We start from the raw sequence: 20,064 nt of genomic DNA, 5'->3' as shown, positions 1-20,064 counted from the left end.
GGCGAGAGCCGCGTAAGTTGGCCGCATGTATGTTCTGACCCGCGACGAAGCCGAGACCCGCGCCCGCGACCTGAGCGTCCAGACGTATGCGATCGACCTGGACCTGACCCGCGGCGCGGACCTCTTCGGCTCGACCACCGTGATCCGCTTCACGGTCCACCGCGCCTGCGACACCTTCGTGGAGCTGAAGCCCGCCGCGCTGCACCGCGTCCGGCTGGACGGCGCCGCGCTGGACCCGGCGCTGCTGGACGGCAACCGGCTGCCGCTGACCGGCCTGGCCGAGGGCGCGCACGAACTGCGGGTCGAGACCGACATGCGCTACTCCAGGACCGGCGAGGGCATGCACCGCTTCACCGACCCCGCGGACGGCGAGACGTACGTCTACACCCAGCTGTTCCTCGACGACGTCCAGCGGGTCGCCGCGGCCTTCGACCAGCCCGACCTCAAGGCCGTCTTCCACGTCGAGGTCACCGCGCCCGAGCAGTGGACGGTCCTCGGCAACACCCTCGCCACCCGGACCGCGCCCGGCCGCTGGCGGCTGGCCCCCACGCGGCCGCTGGCCACGTACTTCCTCGCGGTCGCCGCCGGCCCGTACCACTCGGTGCGCACCGAGCACGCCGGGCTGCCGTTCGGACTGCACTGCCGCCGCTCGCTCGCGCCCTACCTGGACCGCGACGCCGAGGACCTGTTCGACCTCACCAGACGCTGCTTCGACCGCTACCACGAACTGTTCACCGAGCCCTACCCGTTCGACTCCTACGACCAGGTGTTCGTGCCGGAGTTCAACGCCGGCGCCATGGAGAACCCCGGACTGGTCGTGCTGCGCGACGAGTTCGTCTTCCGCTCCGCGGTCACCCCCGCGGAGGAGCAGTTCCGCGCGGTGGTCGTCGCGCACGAGATGGCCCACATGTGGTTCGGCGACCTGGTCACGCTGCGCTGGTGGGACGACATCTGGCTGAACGAGTCGTTCGCCGAGTACATGGGCTACCAGGTGATCGCCGAGGCCACCCGCTTCACCGGCACCTGGAACGACTTCGCGGTGGTCCGCAAGGCGTGGGGCAGCGACGCCGACCAGCGGCCCTCCACCCACCCCGTCGCGCCCGACCCGCAGGCGGTGCCCGACACCGCCTCCGCGCTCACCAACTTCGACGGCATCTCCTACGCCAAGGGCGCGTCCGCGCTGCGCCAGCTCGTCGCGTGGCTGGGCCGCGAGGACTTCTTCGCCGGCATCAACGAGCACTTCGCCCGGCACCGCTTCGGCAACGCCGCCCTCGCCGACTTCCTCGACTCGCTGGCCGGCGCCACCGACCGCGACGTGCACGCCTGGGCCTCGGCCTGGCTGCGCACCAGCGGCGTCGACACCCTCGCCCCGGCCGCCTCGCCCGCGCCCAGCGGCTGGCAGCTGGCCGTCACGCACACCGGCGAGCGCCCGCACCGCATCACCGTCGGGCTCTACGACCGCGCGGCGGACCGGCCGGGACGGCTGGTGCCGCGTGACCGGGTGACCCTGGACATCGCCGCGACCTCGGTGGTCGACCGGCGCGAACTGCCCGGGCCGCGGCCCGATCTGATCCTGCTCAACGACGGCGACCTCACCTTCGCCAAGATCCGCTTCGACGAGCACTCCTGGGAGACCGTCGTGGACGCCGTCGGCGGGCTGCCGGACCCGCTCGCCCGCGCGGTCGCCTGGAACGCGGCGCGCGACCTGGTGCGCGACGGGCGGATCGCGCCGGCCGCGTACCTGGACCTGGTGGGCCGCCACCTGCCCGGCGAGAGCGATCCGTTCCTGATCGACGGCGTGCTCGCGTTCGCCCGCGGACCGGTCGCCGACCGGCTGCTCGCCCCCGAGCTGCGGCCGGCGGCGCTCGCCGGGCTCGCCGAGGTCGGGCGCGCGCTGATAGCGAACGGGCCCGAGGAGGTCCGGCTGACCGCGCTGCGCACGGTCGTCGACTCGGCGCTGGGCGAGGCCGACGCGGCGGCGCTGCGCGAGTGGTACGACCAGGGGGCGGCGCCCGGCGCGCCGCGGCTGGACCCCGAGCTGCGCTGGCGGATGCTGCTGCGGCTGTCGGTGCTGGGGGCGGCGGGGCCGGCGACATCGACGCGGAGCTGGTCCGCGATCCGAGTGCGGCCGGGCGCGAGGGGGCGGCCCGGTGCAGGGCGGCGCTGCCGGAGGCCGCGGCGAAGGAGGCGGCGTGGCAGGCGCTCTTCCACGACGACACGGTGTCCAACTACCTCTTCACGGCGACGGCCCAGGGCTTCTGGCAGGCCGAGCAGCTGGACCTGCTGACCGGTTACGTGCCGCGCTTCTACCCGGACGCGGTGGCGCTGGCCGCGCGGCGGGGAGCGGCGATCGCCGAGGGCTTGAGCCGGCACGGCTTCCCCACGGTGGTGGTCGACTCCGCGCACCTGGCCGTCGCCCGCGCCTGCCTGGCCGACGACGCGCCCACTCCGGCGCTGCGCCGCGCCCTCACCGACCACCTCGACGACCTCGCTCGCGCCGTGCGTGTCCGCGCCTCCCAGTAACGGCCCCGGCAACCCCGGGTCCGACGCGACGCCGAGCGTCGGCCGCTCGCGTCGAGCGCCCCGCGCCGCGACGCCGGACGTCGAGTTCGGGGATGAGGGGACCACCCCTTCGGGACGGGCCGGGAGCGTGCCCAAGGCGACGCGGGCTCGTTGAGGGGGAGGGACCCCCGGGGTGGGGGGCGACGGGAGGTCACGCCATGCCCGGACTCGCCGGCGGACGCCACGGCGCACAGGAACTGCGTCCGCTCGTGGAGACCGTGTGCACCGCCCTCGCCGAGGGCGCCGGCGCCGGGCCGGCGCCCTGCCGTCCGGCGGCCCGCGGGAGGTCGCCGGCCGCCTCGACGCCGCCCTCGGCGACGTGCTGCCGCACACCGGCACCGGCGAGCACGAGGCCCTGGCCACCCTGGTCCACGCCCTGGCCGCCGGCGCCGCCGACCCCGCGGAACCGCGCGTCGCCGCCCACCTGCACTGCCCGCCGCTCGCGGTCGCCGCCGCCGCGGACCTCGCGGCCTCCGCGCTGAACCAGTCGCTGGACTCCTGGGACCAGGCGCCGGCCGCGAGCGAGCTGGAGGCGCGGATGACCGCCGCGCTGGCCGGACTGGTCTACCCCGACCTGCCGGCGCCGGACGCGCTGGTCACCACCGGCGGCACCGAGTCCAACCAGCTCGCCCTGCTGCTGGCCCGGGAGCGCGCGGCCGGCGGCCCCCGCGTGCAGACCGTCTGCGGCGCCAACGCCCACCACAGCGTGCGGCGCGCTGCCTGGCTGCTCGGCCTGCCCCAACCGGTCGTGCTGGACACCCCCGCCGGCGTCCTCGACCCGGCCGCCGTGGACGCCGCGCTGGACGAACTGCCCGGCCGCCCGCTGCTGGTGGCGACCGCCGGCACCACCGACACCGGCGCGATCGACCCGCTGCCGCGGATCGCCCGGGCCGTCGCGCGGCACGGCGCGGACCTGCACGTGGACGCCGCCTACGGCGGCCCGCTGCTGTTCAGCCGGCGCGAGGCCGCCAAGCTCGACGGCCTGCAGTCCGCGGTGTCGGTCTCCCTCGACCTGCACAAGCTGGGCTGGCAGCCGGTCGCCGCGGGCCTGCTCGCGGTGCCCGACCGCGCCGCGCTGCGCCCGCTGGAGCACCGCGTGGACTACCTCAACGCCGCCGACGACACCGAGGCGGGACTGCCCGACCTGCTCGGCCGCTCGCTGCGCACCAGCCGCCGGCCGGACGTGCTGAAGGTCGCGGTCACCCTGCGCGCGCTGGGCCGCGAGGGCATGGCCACGCTGGTCGACGCGGTCTGCGACCTCGCCGCCGGCCTCGCCGACCGGATCGAGGCCCACCCCGGGCTCACCCTGCACGCGCCGCCGGTCATCTCCACCGTGCTGTTCCGCCCGGCCGGCGCCGACGACGAGCAGGTCGCCGAGCTGCGCCGGCGCCTGGCCCGGGACGGGCGCGCGGTGCTCGGCCGGGCCCGCGCCAGCAGCAGGCTGTGGCTGAAGGCCACCCTGCTCAACCCCTACCTGCGCCCCGACGACCTCGACGCGCTGGTACGGCTCACCGCACCGGACACGGAAGGCACCACCGCACCATGACCGCAGACCGGGACCCCGCCGCCCCCGACCCCGAGGCGTTCGACCTGCTCGGCATCGGCATCGGCCCGTTCAACCTCTCGCTCGCCGCGCTCGCCGACCGCGTCCCCGGGCTCACCGCCGTCTTCTACGACCAGCGGCCCGGCTTCTCCTGGCACCCGGGACTGCTGCTCGAGGGCGCCACCTTGCAGGTGCCGTTCCTGGCCGACCTGGTGACGCTGGTCGACCCGGCCAGCCCCTGGTCGTTCCTGAACTACCTCAAGTCCCGCGAGCGGCTCTTCCCGTTCTACTTCGCCGAGCGCTTCCACGTGCACCGCGCGGAGTACGACGCCTACTGCCGCTGGGTCGCGCGGTCGCTGCCCAGCACCCGCTTCGGGCAGCAGGTCGACACCGTGCGCTGGGACGCCGACCGCGGCCGCTTCGAGGTCGACCACACCCAGCTGGACGCGCACGGCGAGGCCGAGGCGCTGGCCCGCACCCACGCCCGGCACCTGGTGATCGGCGTCGGCACCGAGCCGTACGTGCCCGGTCCGCTGCGCCCGCTGGCCGAGGCGCCGACGGTGCCGGTGGTGCACTCCTCGCGCTACCTGGAGGAGCGCGCCCGGCTGCTGGCCGCCGACCACGTCACGGTGATCGGCTCGGGACAGTCCGGCGCGGAGGTCTTCCTCGACCTGCTCAGGAACCGCCCGCCCGGCCGCGAGCGGCTGACCTGGCTGGCCCGCACCCCGGCCTTCGCGCCGATGGAGTACAGCAAACTGGGCCTGGAGCACTTCACCGCCGACTACACCCGCTACTTCCACGGCCTGCCCGAGCAGGTCCGCGACGAACTGGTGCCGCGGCAGTGGCAGTTGCACAAGGGCATCGACGCCGAGACGATGGCCGCGATCCACGACGAGCTGTACCGGCGCACCCTGGACGGCGGCTGGCCGGACGCGGTGCTCACCCCGGGCGTCGCGGTGCGCACCGCCGGCCTCGGCGCGCAGGGCGTCGAACTCCACCTGGAGCACGTCGAACAGGGCACCCGCACCCGGCTGGTGACCGGCGCCGCGGTGCTCGCCACCGGGTACCGGGAGCGCCCGCTGGACCGGCTGCTGGAGCCGCTGCGGCCGTACCTGCGCACCGACGCCGCCGGGCGGCCGGCCGTCGACGCGCGGTACCGGCTGGAGCTGGACCGCCGTGTCACCGGCCGGGTCTACGTGCAGAACGCCGAGCGGCACACCCACGGCGTCGGCGCCCCCGACCTCGGGCTCGCGGCCTGGCGCTCCGCGGTGATCCTCAACGACCTGACCGGCCTGCTGACCGGCGACGAGCCCTACCCGCTGCCGGCCAGGACCGCGTTCACCACCTTCGGCCTGGCCGGCGCGGGCGCCCGGACGCCCGCCGCGGCTACTGGAACAGCGGCACCCCGGCACGGGTGAGCCGCCACTGGTCGGCGCCGAACGTCGACGGGTCGATCGTGCCGTGCGCCTGCACCCAGGCGATGATCGTGTTGCGGATCTCGTCGGAGCTGGACCACACCGACTGCGCGGCGGCCACGTGCGGGTAGTTGCTGCCGCCGCTGGAACGGTAGTTGTTCACCGCCAGGACGAACCGGGCGGCCGGGTCGACCGGCTTCCCGTCGTGGGTGAGGTTCACGATGCGCGAGCCGGCCGGCTGCGCGATGTCGATGTCGTACGACACCCCGCTGAGCACGTCGTAGCTGTAGTCGGGGATGTTGCCCGCGTTGGTCAGCTCGGCCGGGTCGACGGGCGCGTCCGGCGCGGTCTGCGCGAAGTACCGCGCCGACCACTCCAGGTAGTCCTTGACCTGCGCGCCGGTGAGGATCTTGGCGTCCAGGGTGTTCTCGTAGACGTAGAGACCCGCCACGTCGCGCAGGCTGACCTGCCCGGCCGGGATGGCCGCGGTGCGGGAGAACGGCGACGCCTCGGAGAGCACCGGCAGGTCGGCGTACTGGGTGCCGGCCAGCGCCGCCGTCACCGTGTCGGACTGCACCAGGTTGATGAAGTCGATGATCGGGGTGTCCTTGTACGTGGACTCCGCCGCCGACATCGCCGCGGTGCAGGTGCCGACGACCTGGTTGACGTACGCCACGACCTTCTCGTGCTCCGCGCGCACCAGCTTCGCCACCACCGGGTCCTCCTCGACGGTGTTGGCGTTGCGCACCTCGGCGGTCACCGAGGCGACCTGCCAGCGGCCCCGCTCGCGCACCAGGTCGATGTCGAACACGCTCAGCCGCATGCCCCACATCAGCGGCTCGGAGAGCACCACGGTCCGGCCGGTCTGCTCGTTGACCACCAGCGTCTGCGGGCGCTCCACGTGGGTGTGGCCGACCAGGATCGCGTCGATGCCCGGCACCTGCGCGGCCACCAGCGAGGAGGCGTTCTCCGGGTAGGGGACCGCGTCGCCGTAGGAGGTGCCGCCGTCCAGCCCCGAGTGGTCGGTGCAGATCACCACGTCGCAGCCGAGCGCGCGCAGCTTCGGCACGTACACCTTCGCCTGCTCCACCAGGCCGGGGAAGGCCATCCGCCCCTGCACGTTGGCCTTGTCCCACACCGCGATGCCGGGGTTGGTCAGCCCGAGCACGCCCACCTTGACCGGCGGGTGGCCGGGCACCCGCAGCTCCTTGACCAGGTAGGGCGGGAAGGCCGGCTTCAAGGTGGTGGCGTCGACGGCGTTGGCGGCCAGCAGCGGGAAGTCGCACTGCTCCTGGAAGGCGCGCAGCAGCGGGATGCCGTAGTTGAACTCGTGGTTGCCCAGCGCCGCCGCGTCGTAGCGCATGTGGTTCATGGCCAGCGCCATCGGGTGCCGCGGGCCCTTGCGGTCGCCGGTGATCGGCTCGACCCGGGCGTAGTAGTACGACAGCTGGGTGCCCTGGATGATGTCGCCGGCGTCGATCAGCAGGGTGCGGTCGTGGCCCTTCTCGGCGCGCGCGGCCTCCACCAGCGTGGCCACCTTGGCCAGGCCGACGTCGTTGTGGGTCGCGTCGTCGTACTCGGCGTCGGTGAAGTAGTCCCAGTTCAGCGCGTGCCCGTGCAGGTCGGTGGTGCCCAGCACGCGCAGCGAGAAGGTGCGGGGGCCGTGCTGGCCGCGGCCACCGGCGTGGGCGTCGGCCGCCTGGGCGCCGGGCGCCGCCACCGCGCCGGCCGCCCCGGCGAGCGCGACGCCCGCGCCGGTGGCGGCCGAGCGGTTGATGAAGTCCCTGCGGTTGAGCGGCATCTGTTCTCCTCGCGGTGCGGTCGGTCCGGGTGCTGCGGCGGTCCGACGTCCTCGTCGCCCGGGTCGGCGACGCGCGTAGATTCTGGACCACCGGCCCGCCGCGGCGACACCCCCCCGCGCGTGACGGGCGGGTTTCCCGCCGGTGACGCGCTCATCGGAGCGGACCCCCGCACAGTTCGACACTTGTCAACAACCTTTAATCCAGACGTCGTTGGACAGTTGCCGTCGTCGAGTCACCTACCAACGAGTAGGTCATACGCTCGACACATGCGCCGAGCCAAAATTGTCTGCACCCTGGGCCCCGCCACCGAGTCGTACGACCAGATCAAGGCACTGGTCGAGGCCGGCATGGACGTGGCACGCCTGAACCTGAGCCACGGCTCCTACGCCGAGCACGAGGACCGCTACCGACGGGTCCGCAAGGCGGCCGACGAGACCGGCCGCAGCGTGGGCGTGCTCGCCGACCTTCAGGGCCCGAAGATCAGGCTCGGCCGCTTCGCCGAGGGCCCGGTACTCCTTGAACGCGGCGACGAGTTCACCATCACCGTCGACGACATCGAGGGCGACCAGCAGATCTGCGGCACCACGTACAAGGGGCTGGCCGCCGACGTCGCCCGCGGCGAGCGCATCCTGGTCGACGACGGCCGGGTCACGCTGGAGGTCACCGACGTCGAGGGGCCGCGGGTGCACACCATGTGCATCGAGGGCGGCATGATCTCCGACCACAAGGGCCTCAACCTGCCCGGTGTGGCCGTATCGGTGCCCGCCCTGTCCGACAAGGACGTACGCGACCTGCGCTGGGCGCTGCGCACCGGCGCCGACGTGATCGCGCTGTCCTTCGTGCGCAGCGGACGGGACGTGGACGACGTGCTGCGGATCATGGCCGAGGAGGGCCGCCGGGTCCCGGTCATCGCCAAGATCGAGAAGCCGCAGGCGGTGGAGAACCTCGACGAGATCGTCGACGCCTTCGACGGCATCATGGTCGCCCGCGGCGACCTCGGCGTGGAGATGCCGCTGGAGGCGGTGCCGCTGGTGCAGAAGCGCGCGGTCGCGCTCGCCCGGCGCAACGCCAAGCCGGTCATCGTCGCCACCCAGATGCTCGACTCGATGATCGACAACTCCCGGCCGACGCGCGCCGAGGCCAGCGACGTGGCCAACGCGGTCATCGACGGCACCGACGCGGTGATGCTCTCCGGCGAGACCAGCGTCGGCAAGTACCCCATCGAGACGGTCAAGGTGATGTCGCGGATCGTGGCCGCCGCCGAGGCCGACATCCTCGCCGCCGGGCTGCCGCCGCTGACCGAGAGCAACAAGCCCCGCACCCAGGGCGGCGCGGTGGCCCGCGCCGCCGCCGAGATGGGCGACTTCCTCGGCGCCCGCTTCCTGGTCGCCTTCACCCAGTCCGGCGACACCGTGCGCCGGCTCTCCCGCTACCGCTCGCCGATCCCCGTGCTCGCCTTCACCCCCGAGCAGTCCACCCGCTCCCAGCTCACCCTGACCTGGGGCGTGGAGACCTTCCTCGGCCCGACCGTGCAGACCACCGACGAGATGGTCCAGCAGGTCGACGAGGAACTGCTGCGCATCGGCCGCTGCAAGAAGGGCGACACCGTCGTCATCACCGCGGGCTCGCCGCCCGGAATGCCCGGTACCACCAACATGGTGCGGGTGCACCGCATCGGCGAGGACGACTCGCCGCGCCCCCGTTCGTAACGGGCATTCGCATTTTTGCTCCTGTCGAAGCAACGCACCCCCGCCCGGCGGTTGCCGGGCGGGGGTCTTGTTTGGGTAAAGACGCCGGGCGCCGAATAACCCTGCGTAACGCAAACGCAATAATTCATTGGAACCGGCCACGGCCGTTGCCCGGTTCGCACGTTCCCCTGTCCGGGTACGGACGGGCAGCGGATTTCGACCCTCCGCCGTCTCATCGGGCGGACGGCCCGGCCCGGTTGCCCCAAAGGCCCGCGCGCACTGCCGGAAGTGCACGTTCTCATCATGTGGACGGCTGCGCAAAGCGCCCAAACCCCGCAGACAACCTCAGCGGAACCTCAAGAGTTTCCGATCGGCATAACAAGACAGTCACACTCTCGCCCACACCTCTGCCTTACCCCCCAAACCGCGCCTAGAGTCACGGCCAGTCACCGCGCCACCGGATTTGTCAGTTCGGCTGCCAGCGCGCGACTCGGCCTCTCAGCAGAGACGGCCGCGCCAGGGAAAGGACTGATCGTGCGAAAGCGTTCCTTGCTGATTCTGACCTCCGTGCTCACCACCGGAGCTCTCACCCTCACCGCCTGCGGGTCGCGCAGCGACGACAGCAAGAAGAGCGGCGGCAGCGACACCGGTGGTGCCAAGACGACGGTCGTGATCGGCGTCGACGCCCCCCTCACCGGCCAGAACTCCTCCACGGGCCTCGGCCTGCAGTACGGCACGAAGATCGCCGTGGACGACGCCAACGCCAAGAACCTCGTCCCGGGCGTCACCTTCGCGGTCAAGGCCCTCGACGACAAGGCGCTGCCCGCCACCGGCCAGCAGAACGCCACCGCGCTGGTCCAGGAGAGCGACGTCATCGGCGCCGTCGGCCCGCTGAACTCCGGCGTCGCCCAGTCGATGCAGCAGGTGTTCGCCTCCGCCAACATGGTCGAGATCTCGCCCGCCAACACCAACCCCACCCTCACCCAGGGCAAGGACTGGGCGACCGGCAAGAAGGTCCGCCCCTTCAAGACCTACTTCCGCACCGCCACCACCGACGCCAACCAGGGCGGCTTCGCGGCGGACTACGCCTACAACACGCTGAAGAAGAAGAACGCCTTCGTCGTCGACGACAAGCAGACCTACGGCGCCGGCCTCGCGGGCATCTTCCACCAGAAGTTCGCCGCGCTCGGCGGCAAGATCGCCGGCTCCGACCACGTCAACACCGGCGACACCGACTACTCGACCCTGGTCACCAAGATCAAGAACTCGCACGCCGACATGCTCTACTACGGCGGCCAGTACGACGAGTCCGAGCTGATCACCAAGCAGCTCAAGGCGGCCGGCGTCAACATCCCGCTGATGGGCGGCGACGGCATGTTCTCCGACACCTACATCAAGACCGCCGGCAAGGCCGCCGAGGGCGACCTGGCCACCTCCGTCGGCGTCCCGGCCACCACCCTGCCGGCCGCCAAGGACTTCATCAGCACCTACAAGTCCAAGGGCTACCCCGGCGACTACGGCACCTACGGCACCTACTCCTACGACGCGGCCATGGCGATCATCAACGCCGTCAAGGCCGTGATGGACGCCAACGGCGGCAAGCTGCCCACCGACGCCCGCAGCCAGGTCGTCGCCCAGGTCCAGAAGGCCGACTTCGAAGGCATCTCCGGCCACATCTCGTTCGACGAGTTCGGCGACACCACCAACAAGCAGCTCACCGTCTACCAGGTCAAGAACGGCGCCTGGGCCGCGGTGAAGACCGGCACGTACACCGGCTGACGCCGGCGCCCCACCACGGTCGCCGTTCCAGCACCAGGGCCGCGCGGTCGGACACCCCGACCGCGCGGCCCTCCGCACGAAACACCCCGGCCCCACCGGCCCCGACCCACCGTCCCCACTCCCCACTGCTCCCAGCGACATGGAGGCCATGCGGTGCACACCCTGCCGCAACAGCTGGCCAACGGGCTGTTCATCGGCTCGATGTACGGGCTCATCGCCATCGGCTACACGATGGTGTACGGCATCGTCCAGCTCATCAACTTCGCCCACGGCGAGATCTACATGACCGGCGCCTTCGGCGCGCTGGCCGTCTACACCAATCTCCCCGACGGGATGTCCATCTGGGCCGCACTGCCACTGATGCTGGCCGGCGGCGCCGTCGTGTCCGTCCTGATAGCCGTGGGCGCCGAGCGGCTGGCCTACCGGCCACTGCGCAACGCCCCCCGCCTGGCACCACTGATCACCGCCATCGGCCTCTCACTCGCCCTCCAGCAGGCCGTCTTCCTGTGGTACCCCGACGCCACCAGCGGCAAGAAGTTCCCCCAGCTGCCCGGCGGCCCCTACCACGTCGGCGACATCGACATCCAGACCGGCGACATCTTCCTGCTCGTCGCCGCCGTCGTCTGCATGATCGCGCTGGCCGCCTTCGTCCGCACCAGCCGCACCGGCCGCGCCATGCAGGCCACCGCACAGGACCCCGACACCGCGCAGCTCATGGGCGTCGACACCAACCGCATCATCATCATCGCCTTCGCCATCGGCGGCCTGTTCGCCGCCGTCGCCGGCCTCGCCTCCGGCCTCAAATACGGCCAGATCAAGTACGACATCGGCTTCCAGGCCGGCCTCAAGGCGTTCACCGCCGCCGTCCTCGGCGGCATCGGCAACATCTACGGCGCCATGCTCGGCGGCCTCGTCCTCGGCATCGCCGAGGCCTGCGCCTCCGCCTACATCTCCGACATCCCCGGCATGCAGCAGCTCGGCGGCCAGGGATGGGCCAACGTGTGGGCCTTCGTACTCCTCATCATCGTGCTGCTCGTCCGGCCCCAGGGCCTGCTCGGCGAGCGCGTCGCGGACAGGGCGTGATCGCGATGACCGACATCCCCCTCGCCACCGCGCAGGCCGCCGACGAAGCAACCGTCGCAGGCCGCAGGAACGCCCCCTTCATCCCGCTGCCCACCAACGTCGCCCGCATCGCCGTCATCGTCGGCGCGGTCGTCACGATCGCCTCGACGTTCATGTCCTGGACCTACACCACCGCCTTCCCCGGCGACCTCACGGTCAGCGGCTACCCCGGCGGCCTGCAGGTCCTCACCCTCATCGGCGGCATCCTCACCGGAGTCGTCGCCCTCGGCGCCTTCGGCACCAAGGGCCTGCGCTGGCTCAACCCCAGCCGCAGCAACAACTCCGTCCTGCTGCTGGCGCTCGGCACCATCGGCACCACCTGGTACACCGTCATCGACATCGCCGCCAAACTCGGCGGCTTCGCCAACCTCGACCCCGGCGGCGTCGTCGCCGCCGTCGGCAGCCTCGTCCTCTTCCTCGGCGCCCTCGCCCTGCCCATCACCCGGCAGCCCAAGGACCCCGACGACCACGAGTACTACGAGCTGGGCCGGTTCGCCGCCTTCGGCCTGACCGCCCGCGGCTGGCGGCTGCTGCGCGAACTGCGCCTCGCCCACGCCGACCTGCCGGTCTCCGACCCGCGCAAACTGCACCGCGCGCTGCAGTGGCTCGCCATCGTCGTCGTCTTCGCCGTCGGCGTGAAGGTCTTCACCTACGGCCTGGCCACCGACTACAGCGACATCTTCATCGGCTTCCTGATCATCGTCACCTTCAGCTTCCTGGGCCTCGGCGCCGCCGGCCTGACCCGGCAGTTCCGCCAGATCACCCAGGACAACCGGGCCTTCGCCGGCGTCGTCGGCGTCCTCGCCGCCATCGCCTACCCGTTCGCCCAGAACAACGAGCACTGGGCCAACCTCGGCGTCAACATCCTCATCTTCGGCACCGTCGCCCTCGGCCTCAACATCGTCGTCGGCCTCACCGGCCTGCTCGACCTCGGCTACGTCGCCTTCCTCGGCGTCGGCGCCTACGCCGCCGCCCTGGTCTCCGGCTCCCAGTTCTCCATCTGGTCCGGCGTCCAGTTCCCGTTCTGGGCCGCCGCGCTCACCGGCATGGCCGCCGCCCTCGTCTTCGGCGTCCTCATCGGCGCCCCGACCCTGCGGCTGCGCGGCGACTACCTGGCCATCGTCACCCTCGGCTTCGGAGAGATCTTCCGGATCGTCGTCAACAACCTCGACGGCGTCAGCGGCCCCAAGGTCACCAACGGACCCAACGGCATCTCCCAGATCCCCGACCTGTCGATCTTCGGATACAACCTCGGCGACTCCCACGAGGTCGGCTCCGTCACCCTCGGCCGCTACGGCAACTACTACCTGCTGATGCTGCTCATCACCGTCATCGTGGTGCTGGTCTTCACCCGCGCCGCCGACTCCCGCATCGGCCGGTCCTGGATCGCCATCCGCGAGGACGAGACCGCCGCCACCGCCATGGGCGTCAACGGCTTCCGCGTCAAACTCGTCGCCTTCGCCCTCGGCGCCTCCCTCGCCGGCCTGGCCGGAACCGTCAGCGCCCACGTCACCTACAGCGTGGTGCCCAGCCCGTACCAGTTCTCCGGCGCCGAACCGCCCAACTCCGCCTTCCTGCTCGCCGCCGTCGTCCTCGGCGGCATGGGCACCGTCAGCGGCCCGATCCTCGGCGCCGCCCTGCTCTACCTGATCCCCCAGAAGCTGGACTTCCTGTCCCGCTACGAACTGTTCGCCTTCGGCCTCGCGCTGATCCTGATCATGCGCTTCCGGCCCGAGGGCATCATCGCGAACAAGCGCCGGCAGCTGGAGTTCCACCAGGACGAGGCCACCGCACCCGACCAGCGCCCGATGGGCGACGACACGGTCCCGGCAGCCGGCACGGCAGGGGCGTGAAAGACACCATGACCACCACCACACACCAGCCAGGACCGGCCCCGGCCGCCGAACCGTCCGCCCTGCTCCAGGCCAGCGGCGTCATCATGCGCTTCGGCGGCCTCACCGCCGTCCGCGACGTCTCCCTGACCGTCGGCAGCGGCGAGATCGTCGGCCTCATCGGCCCCAACGGCGCCGGCAAGACGACCTTCTTCAACTGCCTCACCGGCCTCTACGTGCCCACCGAGGGCACCGTCACCTACCGCGGCACCGTGCTCCCGCCCAAGCCGCACCTGGTCACCAAGGCCGGCATCGCCCGCACCTTCCAGAACATCCGGCTCTTCGCCAACATGACGGTGCTGGAGAACGTCCTGGTCGGCCGGCACACCCGCACCAAGCAGGGCCTGCTGTCCGCGCTCGTCCGCGGCCCCGGCTACCACAAGGCCGAAGCCGCCTCCCGCGCCCGGGCCATGGAACTCCTGGAGTTCACCGGCCTGGCCGACAAGGCCGAGCACCTCGCCCGCAACCTGCCCTACGGCGAACAGCGCAAGCTGGAGATCGCCCGTGCACTGGCCAGCGAGCCCGGACTGCTGCTGCTCGACGAGCCCACCGCCGGCATGAACCCGCAGGAGACCAGGGCCACCGAGGAACTCGTCTTCGCCATCCGCGACCAGGGCATCGCCGTCCTGGTCATCGAGCACGACATGCGGTTCATCTTCAACCTCTGCGACCGCGTCGCCGTCCTCGTCCAGGGCGAGAAACTGGTCGAGGGCACCTCCGACGTCGTACAGAACGACGAACGGGTCATCGCCGCCTACCTCGGCGAACCCTTCGAGGGCGCACCCGCCGACGAGGCCGACGCGGAGGTCCGGCAGGAACTCGCCCAGCCGCAGGAACAGCCCGAGCAACCGGGCCGGGCGGAGCAGCGCGAACAACCGGAGCCGCAAGAACAGCAGGAACAGCCCGGGCAGGAGAACGACCGATGACCGCACTCCTGGAAGTCGAGGACCTCCGGGTCGCCTACGGCAAGATCGAGGCCGTCAAAGGCATCTCCTTCTCCGTCGAGGCCGGCCAGGTCGTCACCCTGATCGGCACCAACGGCGCCGGCAAGACCACCACCCTGCGCACCCTGTCAGGACTGCTCAAGCCCATCGGCGGCCGCATCGTCTTCGACGGCAAACCCCTCGCCCGCGTCCCCGCGCACAAGATCGTCGCACTCGGACTCGCGCACTCGCCCGAGGGCCGGCACATCTTCCCCGGCTCACCATCGAGGAGAACCTCAAGCTCGGCGCGTACCTCCGCAAGGACGCCGCCGGCATCGCCCAGGACATCCAGCGCGCCTACGACCTCTTCCCCATCCTCGGGGAACGCCGCAAGCAGGCCGCCGGAACCATGTCCGGCGGCGAACAGCAGATGCTCGCCATGGGACGCGCCCTGATGTCCCAGCCCAAACTGCTCATGCTCGACGAACCCTCCATGGGACTCTCGCCGATCATGATGCAGAAGATCATGTCCACCATCGTGGAGCTGAAGTCCCAGGGCACCACCATCCTGCTCGTCGAACAGAACGCGCAGGCCGCGCTCTCGCTCGCCGACCAGGCCCACGTGATGGAGATCGGCGCGATCAAGCTGTCCGGCACCGGACAGGAACTCCTCCACGACGAGGGCGTCCGCAAGACCTACCTCGGCGAGGACTGACACCCCCGGCCGCACCACGCACCACCGCGGCCGCACACGGGAGGGGCCCGCACCGACCTCGGTGCGGGCCCCTCCCGCGCACGGCCAGCGGCAGGCTACTTCTCCGCGACCTCGTCGATGACCGCCTGCGCCACCGCCTGCATCGACATCCGCCGGTCCATCGACGTCTTCTGAATCCACCGGAACGCCGCGGGCTCCGTCAACCCGTACTTCGTCTGCAGCACGCTCTTCGCCCGGTCCACCAGCTTGCGCGTCTCCAGCCGCTGCGACAGATCGGCGATCTCCGCCTCCAGCGCGCGCAGCTCCTGGAACCGGCTCACCGCCATCTCGATCGCCGGCACCACGTCGCTCTTGCTGAACGGCTTCACCAGATACGCCATCGCCCCCGCGTCCCTGGCCCGCTCCACCAGCTCACGCTGCGAGAACGCCGTCAGCATCAGCACCGGGGCGATCTTCTCGCCCGCGATCCGCTCCGCCGCCGAGATGCCGTCGAGCACCGGCATCTTCACGTCCAGGATCACCAGATCCGGCCGCAGCTCCTCGGCGAGCTTCACGGCCGTCTCCCCGTCGCCGGCCTCGCCGACCACGGAGTAGCCCTCCTCCTCCAGCATCTCCTTCAGATCCAGCCGGATCAGCGCCTCGTCCTCCGCGAGGACGACACGCGTCGTCAGCGGCGGCACATGCGCCTCCGCCTCCTCCCGAGGCTGGTCATCTCGACGACGCGGTGTCTCTTCGGGGCCGCTCACGGTGCTCCTCGGTTAGGCGGAGTGCTGCATGTAGAGCCTACCTAGCTGCGGCGGCTCTCACCCACGCGGTACGCTTGCCCTCGCAACCCGGCCGGGTTGGCGGAACGGCAGACGCTGATGTCTCAAACACATCTGTCCGAAAGGACGTGCGGGTTCGAATCCCGCACCCGGCACCCAAAGGACTCCTTAGCAAGATCACTGAACATGGTGATCTTCGCTCGGATTCGTACACATGTGCGCAAAGGTTCGGCACAGTCGAACCATGCACTCTTCCGAGATCCGTCGCCAGGCCATCGACCTCGTCCGAGCGGGCGTGTCCAACGCCGAGGCCGGCCGCCGCTTACAGGTTCCCGCGGGGACGATCAGCTACTGGGCGCACCTCGATCGCGCGCGACGCGGCGAGAGCCCCGGACGCCCGGACCGATCCTGCCCGCGCTGCGACGGCCGTCCGCTGGACCGCGCCGCCTACAGTCTGCTGCTCGGGTTCTACCTCGGAGACGGCCACATCGTCCAAGCCTCCGGCCACCGGGTTCCCAGTCTGATGATCACCTGCGACGACAAGTGGCCGGGCGTGATGGACGCGGTCGAGCAGGCGATGCGGGCGGTCTTCCCGGGCAACCGCACCTGCAGGGCCCGCAAGCAGGGGTGTCACAACGTGAAGGTGTACTCCAAGCACCTGGTGTGCATGTTCCCCCAGCACGGCCCCGGGCGGAAGCATGAGCGGGTCATCGCGCTGGGGGCCTGGCAGCAGGAGATCGTCGACGCCCACCCGTGGGAGTTCATCCGCGGGCTGGTGCACTCGGACGGGTGCCGGATCGTCAACTGGACGGAGCGCCTGGTCGGCGGCGTGCGGAAGCGGTACGAGTACCCGCGGTACTTCTTCACGAACGTCTCGGGCGACATCCTCCGGCTGTACGGCGAGACCCTCGACAAGGTGGGGGTGGAGTGGCGGGTGGCACGGCCGCGCGGGCGGCCCACCAACGTCTCGGTGGCGCGCAAGGGCTCGGTCGCGTTGATGGACCGCCACGTCGGGGCGAAGTCCTGAGAGTCGGAGGCCGGGCGGTCAGGAGGCGGGCGCCGGCGGTGTCGGGGGCGTGGCCGGGCGGAGCATGCAGGTGAGGCGGGCGGTGCAGACGCGGCGGCCGGTCGCGTCGTCGGTGATCGCGACCTCGTAGGTGGCGGAGGAGCGGCCGCGGTGGACCGGGACGGCGGTTCCGGTGACCGTCCCGGTGCGCAGGCCGCGGTGGTGCGTGGCGTTGAGGTCGACGCCGACCGCGATCTTGCCGGGTCCGCCGTGCAGCATCGCGCCGACCGACCCGAGGGTCTCCGCGAGGGCCGCGGAGGCGCCGCCGTGCAGCAGTCCGTACGGCTGGGTGTTGCCCTCGACGGGCATGACCCCGACCACCTTCTCCGGTGACGCCTCCAGGACGCGGATGCCCATCCGCTCCCCGAGCGCGCCTGCCGAGAACAGCGCCCGGAGGTCGACGCCGATGCCGGCGTACTGCTCCAGGATCTCCGGCGGGAGGGCGATTGCGGTCTGCTCGACCATGCGGTTGTGCTCCGTTTCGTTCAGGTGGTGGTGCGTCCGGCGGTCGCGGTGCGCTCCAGGCGGATCACCACGGACTTGGCGGCCGGGGTGTTGCTGGTGTCCGCGGTGTGGTCCAGCGGGATGAGGACGTTGGTCTCGGGGTAGTACGCGGCGGCGCAGCCGCGCGGTGTGGGGTAGGGGACGACGCGGAAGCCGGGTGCGCGGCGTTCGCTGCCGTCGGTCCATTCGCTGACCAGGTCGGCGTAGTCGCCGTCGGCCAGGCCGGCGGCGGCGGCGTCGTCGGGGTGGACGAGGACCACTCGGCGGCCGTTCCTGATGCCGCGGTAGCGGTCGTCGAGGCCGTAGACGGTGGTGTTGTACTGGTCGTGCGAGCGCAGTGTCTGGAGCAGCAGCCGCCCTTGCGGCACGTCCGGGTACTCCACGGGCGCGGCGGTGAAGTTGGCCTTGCCGGTGGCGGTGGGGAAGGTGCGGCTGTCGCGGGGCGCGTGCGGGAGGGTGAAGCCGCCGGGGCGGCGCACCTTGGTGTTGAAGTCGTCGAAGCCGGGCACGACGCGGGCGATGCGGTCGCGGATCAGGTCGTAGTCGCGTTCGAAGTCGGCCCAGGGGATGGTGCTGTGCGGGCCGAGGACGGCGCGGGCCAGGCGGCTGACGATGGCGGGTTCGGAGAGCAGGTGGGGGGAGGCGGGGGCGAGGCCGCCGCGGGAGGCGTGCACCATGCCCATGGAGTCCTCGACGGTGACGAACTGTTCGCCGGTGGCCTGCCGGTCCTTCTCGGTGCGGCCGAGGGTGGGCAGGATGAGGGCGCGGGCGCCGGTGACGGCGTGCGAGCGGTTGAGTTTGGTGGAGACGTGGACGGTGAGCCGGGCGCGGCGCACGGCGGCCTCGGTGACGTCGGTGTCGGGGGTGGCGGCGACGAAGTTGCCGCCCATGGCGAAGAAGACGTGGGCTCGGCCGTCGCGCAGGGCGCGGATGGCGCGGACCACGTCGAGGCCGTGCTCGCGTGGGGGTTCGAAGCCGAATTCGTCGCGCAGCGCGTCGAGGAAGGCGGGGGCGGGCCGTTCGAAGATGCCCATGGTGCGGTCGCCCTGGACGTTGGAGTGGCCGCGGACGGGGCAGACGCCGGCGCCGGGTCGGCCGATGTTTCCTTGCAGCAGCAGGACGTTGACGACTTCGCGGATGGTGGCCACGGCGTGTTTGTGCTGGGTCAGGCCCATCGCCCAGCAGACGACGGTGCGCCGGGAGGCGGCGAGGAGGGCGAAGAGCCGGTCGATCTCGGCGCGGGTGAGGCCGGTGGCGCGGGTGGTCTCGTCCCAGTCGGCGGCGCGTGCGGCGGCCTGGTAGGCGTCGAAGCCGTGGGTGTGCTGGGCGATGAAGTCGTGGTCGACGGCGTCGGCTTCCAGCAGGAGGCGGCCGAGGGCGCGGAACAGCGCTTGGTCGCCGCCGAGCCGGATGGGCAGGTGGAGGTCGGCGAGGGGGGTGCCGGGGCCGGCGAGTCCGGTCGCGGTTTGCGGGTTCTTGAAGCGTTCGAGGCCGGCTTCGGGCAGCGGGTTGACGCTGACGATGCGGGCGCCGCCGCGTTTGGCCTTCTCCAGCGCGGACAGCATGCGCGGGTGGTTGGTGCCGGGGTTCTGGCCGGCGACGATGATCAGCTCGGCCTGGTGGAGGTCGTCGAGCAGCACGCTGCCCTTGCCGACGCCGAGGGTCTCGGTGAGTGCGGAGCCCGAGGACTCGTGGCACATGTTGGAGCAGTCGGGGAGGTTGTTGGTGCCGAATGCGCGGGCGAAGAGCTGGAGGAGGAAGGCGGCTTCGTTGCTGGTGCGCCCGGAGGTGTAGAAGACGGCCTGGTCGGGGGTGTCCAGGGCGTGGAGTTCCTCGGCGATGAGGGCGAAGGCGCGTTCCCAGGGGATGGCCTGGTAGTGGTCGGCGCCGTCGGCGAGGTACATCGGCTGGGTGATGCGGCCCTGCTGGCCGAGCCAGTAGCCGCTGCGGCGGGCGAGGTCGGCGACGGGGTGCTCGGCGAAGAACTCCGGGGTGACGCGGCGCAGTGTGGCCTCTTCGGCGACGGCTTTGGCGCCGTTCTCGCAGAATTCGAAGGTGTGCCGGTGGTCGCCCTCGGGCCAGGCGCAGCCGGGGCAGTCGAAGCCCTGTTTCTGGTTGACGCGCAGCAGGGTGAGGGCGGTGCGGCGGGCGCCCATCTGGGCGCGGGCGGTCTTCATGGTGTGGGCGACCGCGGGCAGTCCCGCGGCGGCGTGCTGCGGCGCGGTGACGTGCGGCGCGTCCTGGACGGGGTCGCCTGAGGGGGGCTTCTTCGCCATGTGTCGATCCTGC

General features: G+C 71.6%; 11 protein-coding genes, 1 tRNA gene and 3 pseudogenes. 11 read left to right on the top strand and 4 right to left on the bottom strand.

Going from position 1 to position 20,064, the window contains the following annotated elements:
- Nucleotides 1-25 precede the first annotated feature (25 nt).
- From pepN to VSR01_RS07930, 3 genes and pseudogenes are all read left to right on the top strand, one after another.
- Nucleotides 26-2,523: pseudogene (gene pepN / locus VSR01_RS07940) on the top strand (aminopeptidase N).
- Between the two features lie 197 nt (nucleotides 2,524-2,720).
- A pseudogene (locus VSR01_RS07935) lies at nucleotides 2,721-4,108 on the top strand (pyridoxal phosphate-dependent decarboxylase family protein).
- The gene (locus VSR01_RS07930; protein WP_326448552.1) at nucleotides 4,105-5,523 is read left to right on the top strand and encodes a lysine N(6)-hydroxylase/L-ornithine N(5)-oxygenase family protein; all 1,419 of its coding nucleotides are present in this window, start codon (nucleotides 4,105-4,107) and stop codon (nucleotides 5,521-5,523) included. The pseudogene VSR01_RS07935 and the gene VSR01_RS07930 overlap by 4 nt, the downstream one beginning before the upstream one ends.
- Here VSR01_RS07930 and VSR01_RS07925 read toward each other — a convergent pair.
- On the bottom strand, nucleotides 5,492-7,321 hold the full coding sequence (locus VSR01_RS07925) for a 5'-nucleotidase C-terminal domain-containing protein (RefSeq protein WP_326448551.1): 1,830 nt from the start codon (nucleotides 7,319-7,321) through the stop codon (nucleotides 5,492-5,494). The genes VSR01_RS07930 and VSR01_RS07925 overlap by 32 nt on opposite strands.
- 267 nt (nucleotides 7,322-7,588) lie before the next feature.
- Here VSR01_RS07925 and pyk point away from each other — a divergent pair, with 267 nt between their 5' ends.
- The 6 genes and pseudogenes from pyk (at nucleotide 7,589) to VSR01_RS07895 (ending at nucleotide 15,441) form a co-directional block, all read left to right on the top strand.
- Nucleotides 7,589-9,031 carry a pyruvate kinase gene (pyk, locus tag VSR01_RS07920; protein WP_326448550.1) on the top strand — a complete coding sequence of 481 codons (1,443 nt, stop codon included), beginning with the start codon at nucleotides 7,589-7,591 and terminating at the stop codon, nucleotides 9,029-9,031.
- Between the two features lie 528 nt (nucleotides 9,032-9,559).
- Nucleotides 9,560-10,789 carry a branched-chain amino acid ABC transporter substrate-binding protein gene (locus tag VSR01_RS07915; RefSeq protein ID WP_326453548.1) on the top strand — a complete coding sequence of 410 codons (1,230 nt, stop codon included), beginning with the start codon at nucleotides 9,560-9,562 and terminating at the stop codon, nucleotides 10,787-10,789.
- A gap of 153 nt (nucleotides 10,790-10,942) precedes the next feature.
- Nucleotides 10,943-11,872, top strand: a complete 930-nt coding sequence (locus tag VSR01_RS07910) for a branched-chain amino acid ABC transporter permease (RefSeq protein ID WP_326448549.1) — start codon at nucleotides 10,943-10,945, stop codon at nucleotides 11,870-11,872.
- Nucleotides 11,873-11,877: 5 nt separating this feature from the next.
- A complete protein-coding gene (locus tag VSR01_RS07905; RefSeq protein ID WP_326448548.1) occupies nucleotides 11,878-13,764 on the top strand; it encodes a branched-chain amino acid ABC transporter permease in 1,887 nt (628 codons plus the stop codon).
- A gap of 8 nt (nucleotides 13,765-13,772) precedes the next feature.
- Nucleotides 13,773-14,729: an ABC transporter ATP-binding protein gene (locus VSR01_RS07900; RefSeq protein WP_326448547.1), complete on the top strand. Its 957-nt coding sequence runs from the start codon at nucleotides 13,773-13,775 to the stop codon at nucleotides 14,727-14,729.
- Nucleotides 14,726-15,441, top strand: a pseudogene (locus VSR01_RS07895) (ABC transporter ATP-binding protein). The gene VSR01_RS07900 and the pseudogene VSR01_RS07895 overlap by 4 nt, the downstream one beginning before the upstream one ends.
- 95 nt (nucleotides 15,442-15,536) lie before the next feature.
- On the opposite strand, the gene VSR01_RS07890 reads toward VSR01_RS07895, so the two are convergent.
- The gene (locus tag VSR01_RS07890; RefSeq protein WP_326448546.1) at nucleotides 15,537-16,187 is read right to left on the bottom strand and encodes an ANTAR domain-containing response regulator; all 651 of its coding nucleotides are present in this window, start codon (nucleotides 16,185-16,187) and stop codon (nucleotides 15,537-15,539) included.
- A gap of 90 nt (nucleotides 16,188-16,277) precedes the next feature.
- On the opposite strand from VSR01_RS07890, the gene VSR01_RS07885 reads away from it, so the two are divergent.
- Together VSR01_RS07885 and VSR01_RS07880 are read left to right on the top strand one after the other, a co-directional pair.
- Nucleotides 16,278-16,360, top strand: a tRNA-Leu gene (locus VSR01_RS07885).
- Nucleotides 16,361-16,449: 89 nt separating this feature from the next.
- Complete coding sequence (locus tag VSR01_RS07880; protein ID WP_326448545.1) at nucleotides 16,450-17,232, top strand: helix-turn-helix domain-containing protein; 783 nt, start codon at nucleotides 16,450-16,452, stop codon at nucleotides 17,230-17,232.
- An 18-nt stretch (nucleotides 17,233-17,250) separates the two neighbouring features.
- Here VSR01_RS07880 and VSR01_RS07875 read toward each other — a convergent pair whose 3' ends face one another.
- Together VSR01_RS07875 and VSR01_RS07870 are read right to left on the bottom strand one after the other, a co-directional pair.
- Complete coding sequence (locus tag VSR01_RS07875; RefSeq protein WP_326448544.1) at nucleotides 17,251-17,736, bottom strand: PaaI family thioesterase; 486 nt, start codon at nucleotides 17,734-17,736, stop codon at nucleotides 17,251-17,253.
- A gap of 20 nt (nucleotides 17,737-17,756) precedes the next feature.
- Complete coding sequence (locus VSR01_RS07870) at nucleotides 17,757-20,051, bottom strand: FdhF/YdeP family oxidoreductase (RefSeq protein ID WP_326448543.1); 2,295 nt, start codon at nucleotides 20,049-20,051, stop codon at nucleotides 17,757-17,759.
- Nucleotides 20,052-20,064: the final 13 nt, after the last annotated feature.

It is taken from the genome of Actinacidiphila sp. DG2A-62 (genome assembly GCF_035825295.1).
GTDB lineage: Bacteria > Actinomycetota > Actinomycetes > Streptomycetales > Streptomycetaceae > Actinacidiphila.
This window is presented reverse-complemented; position numbering and strand designations above follow the sequence as displayed.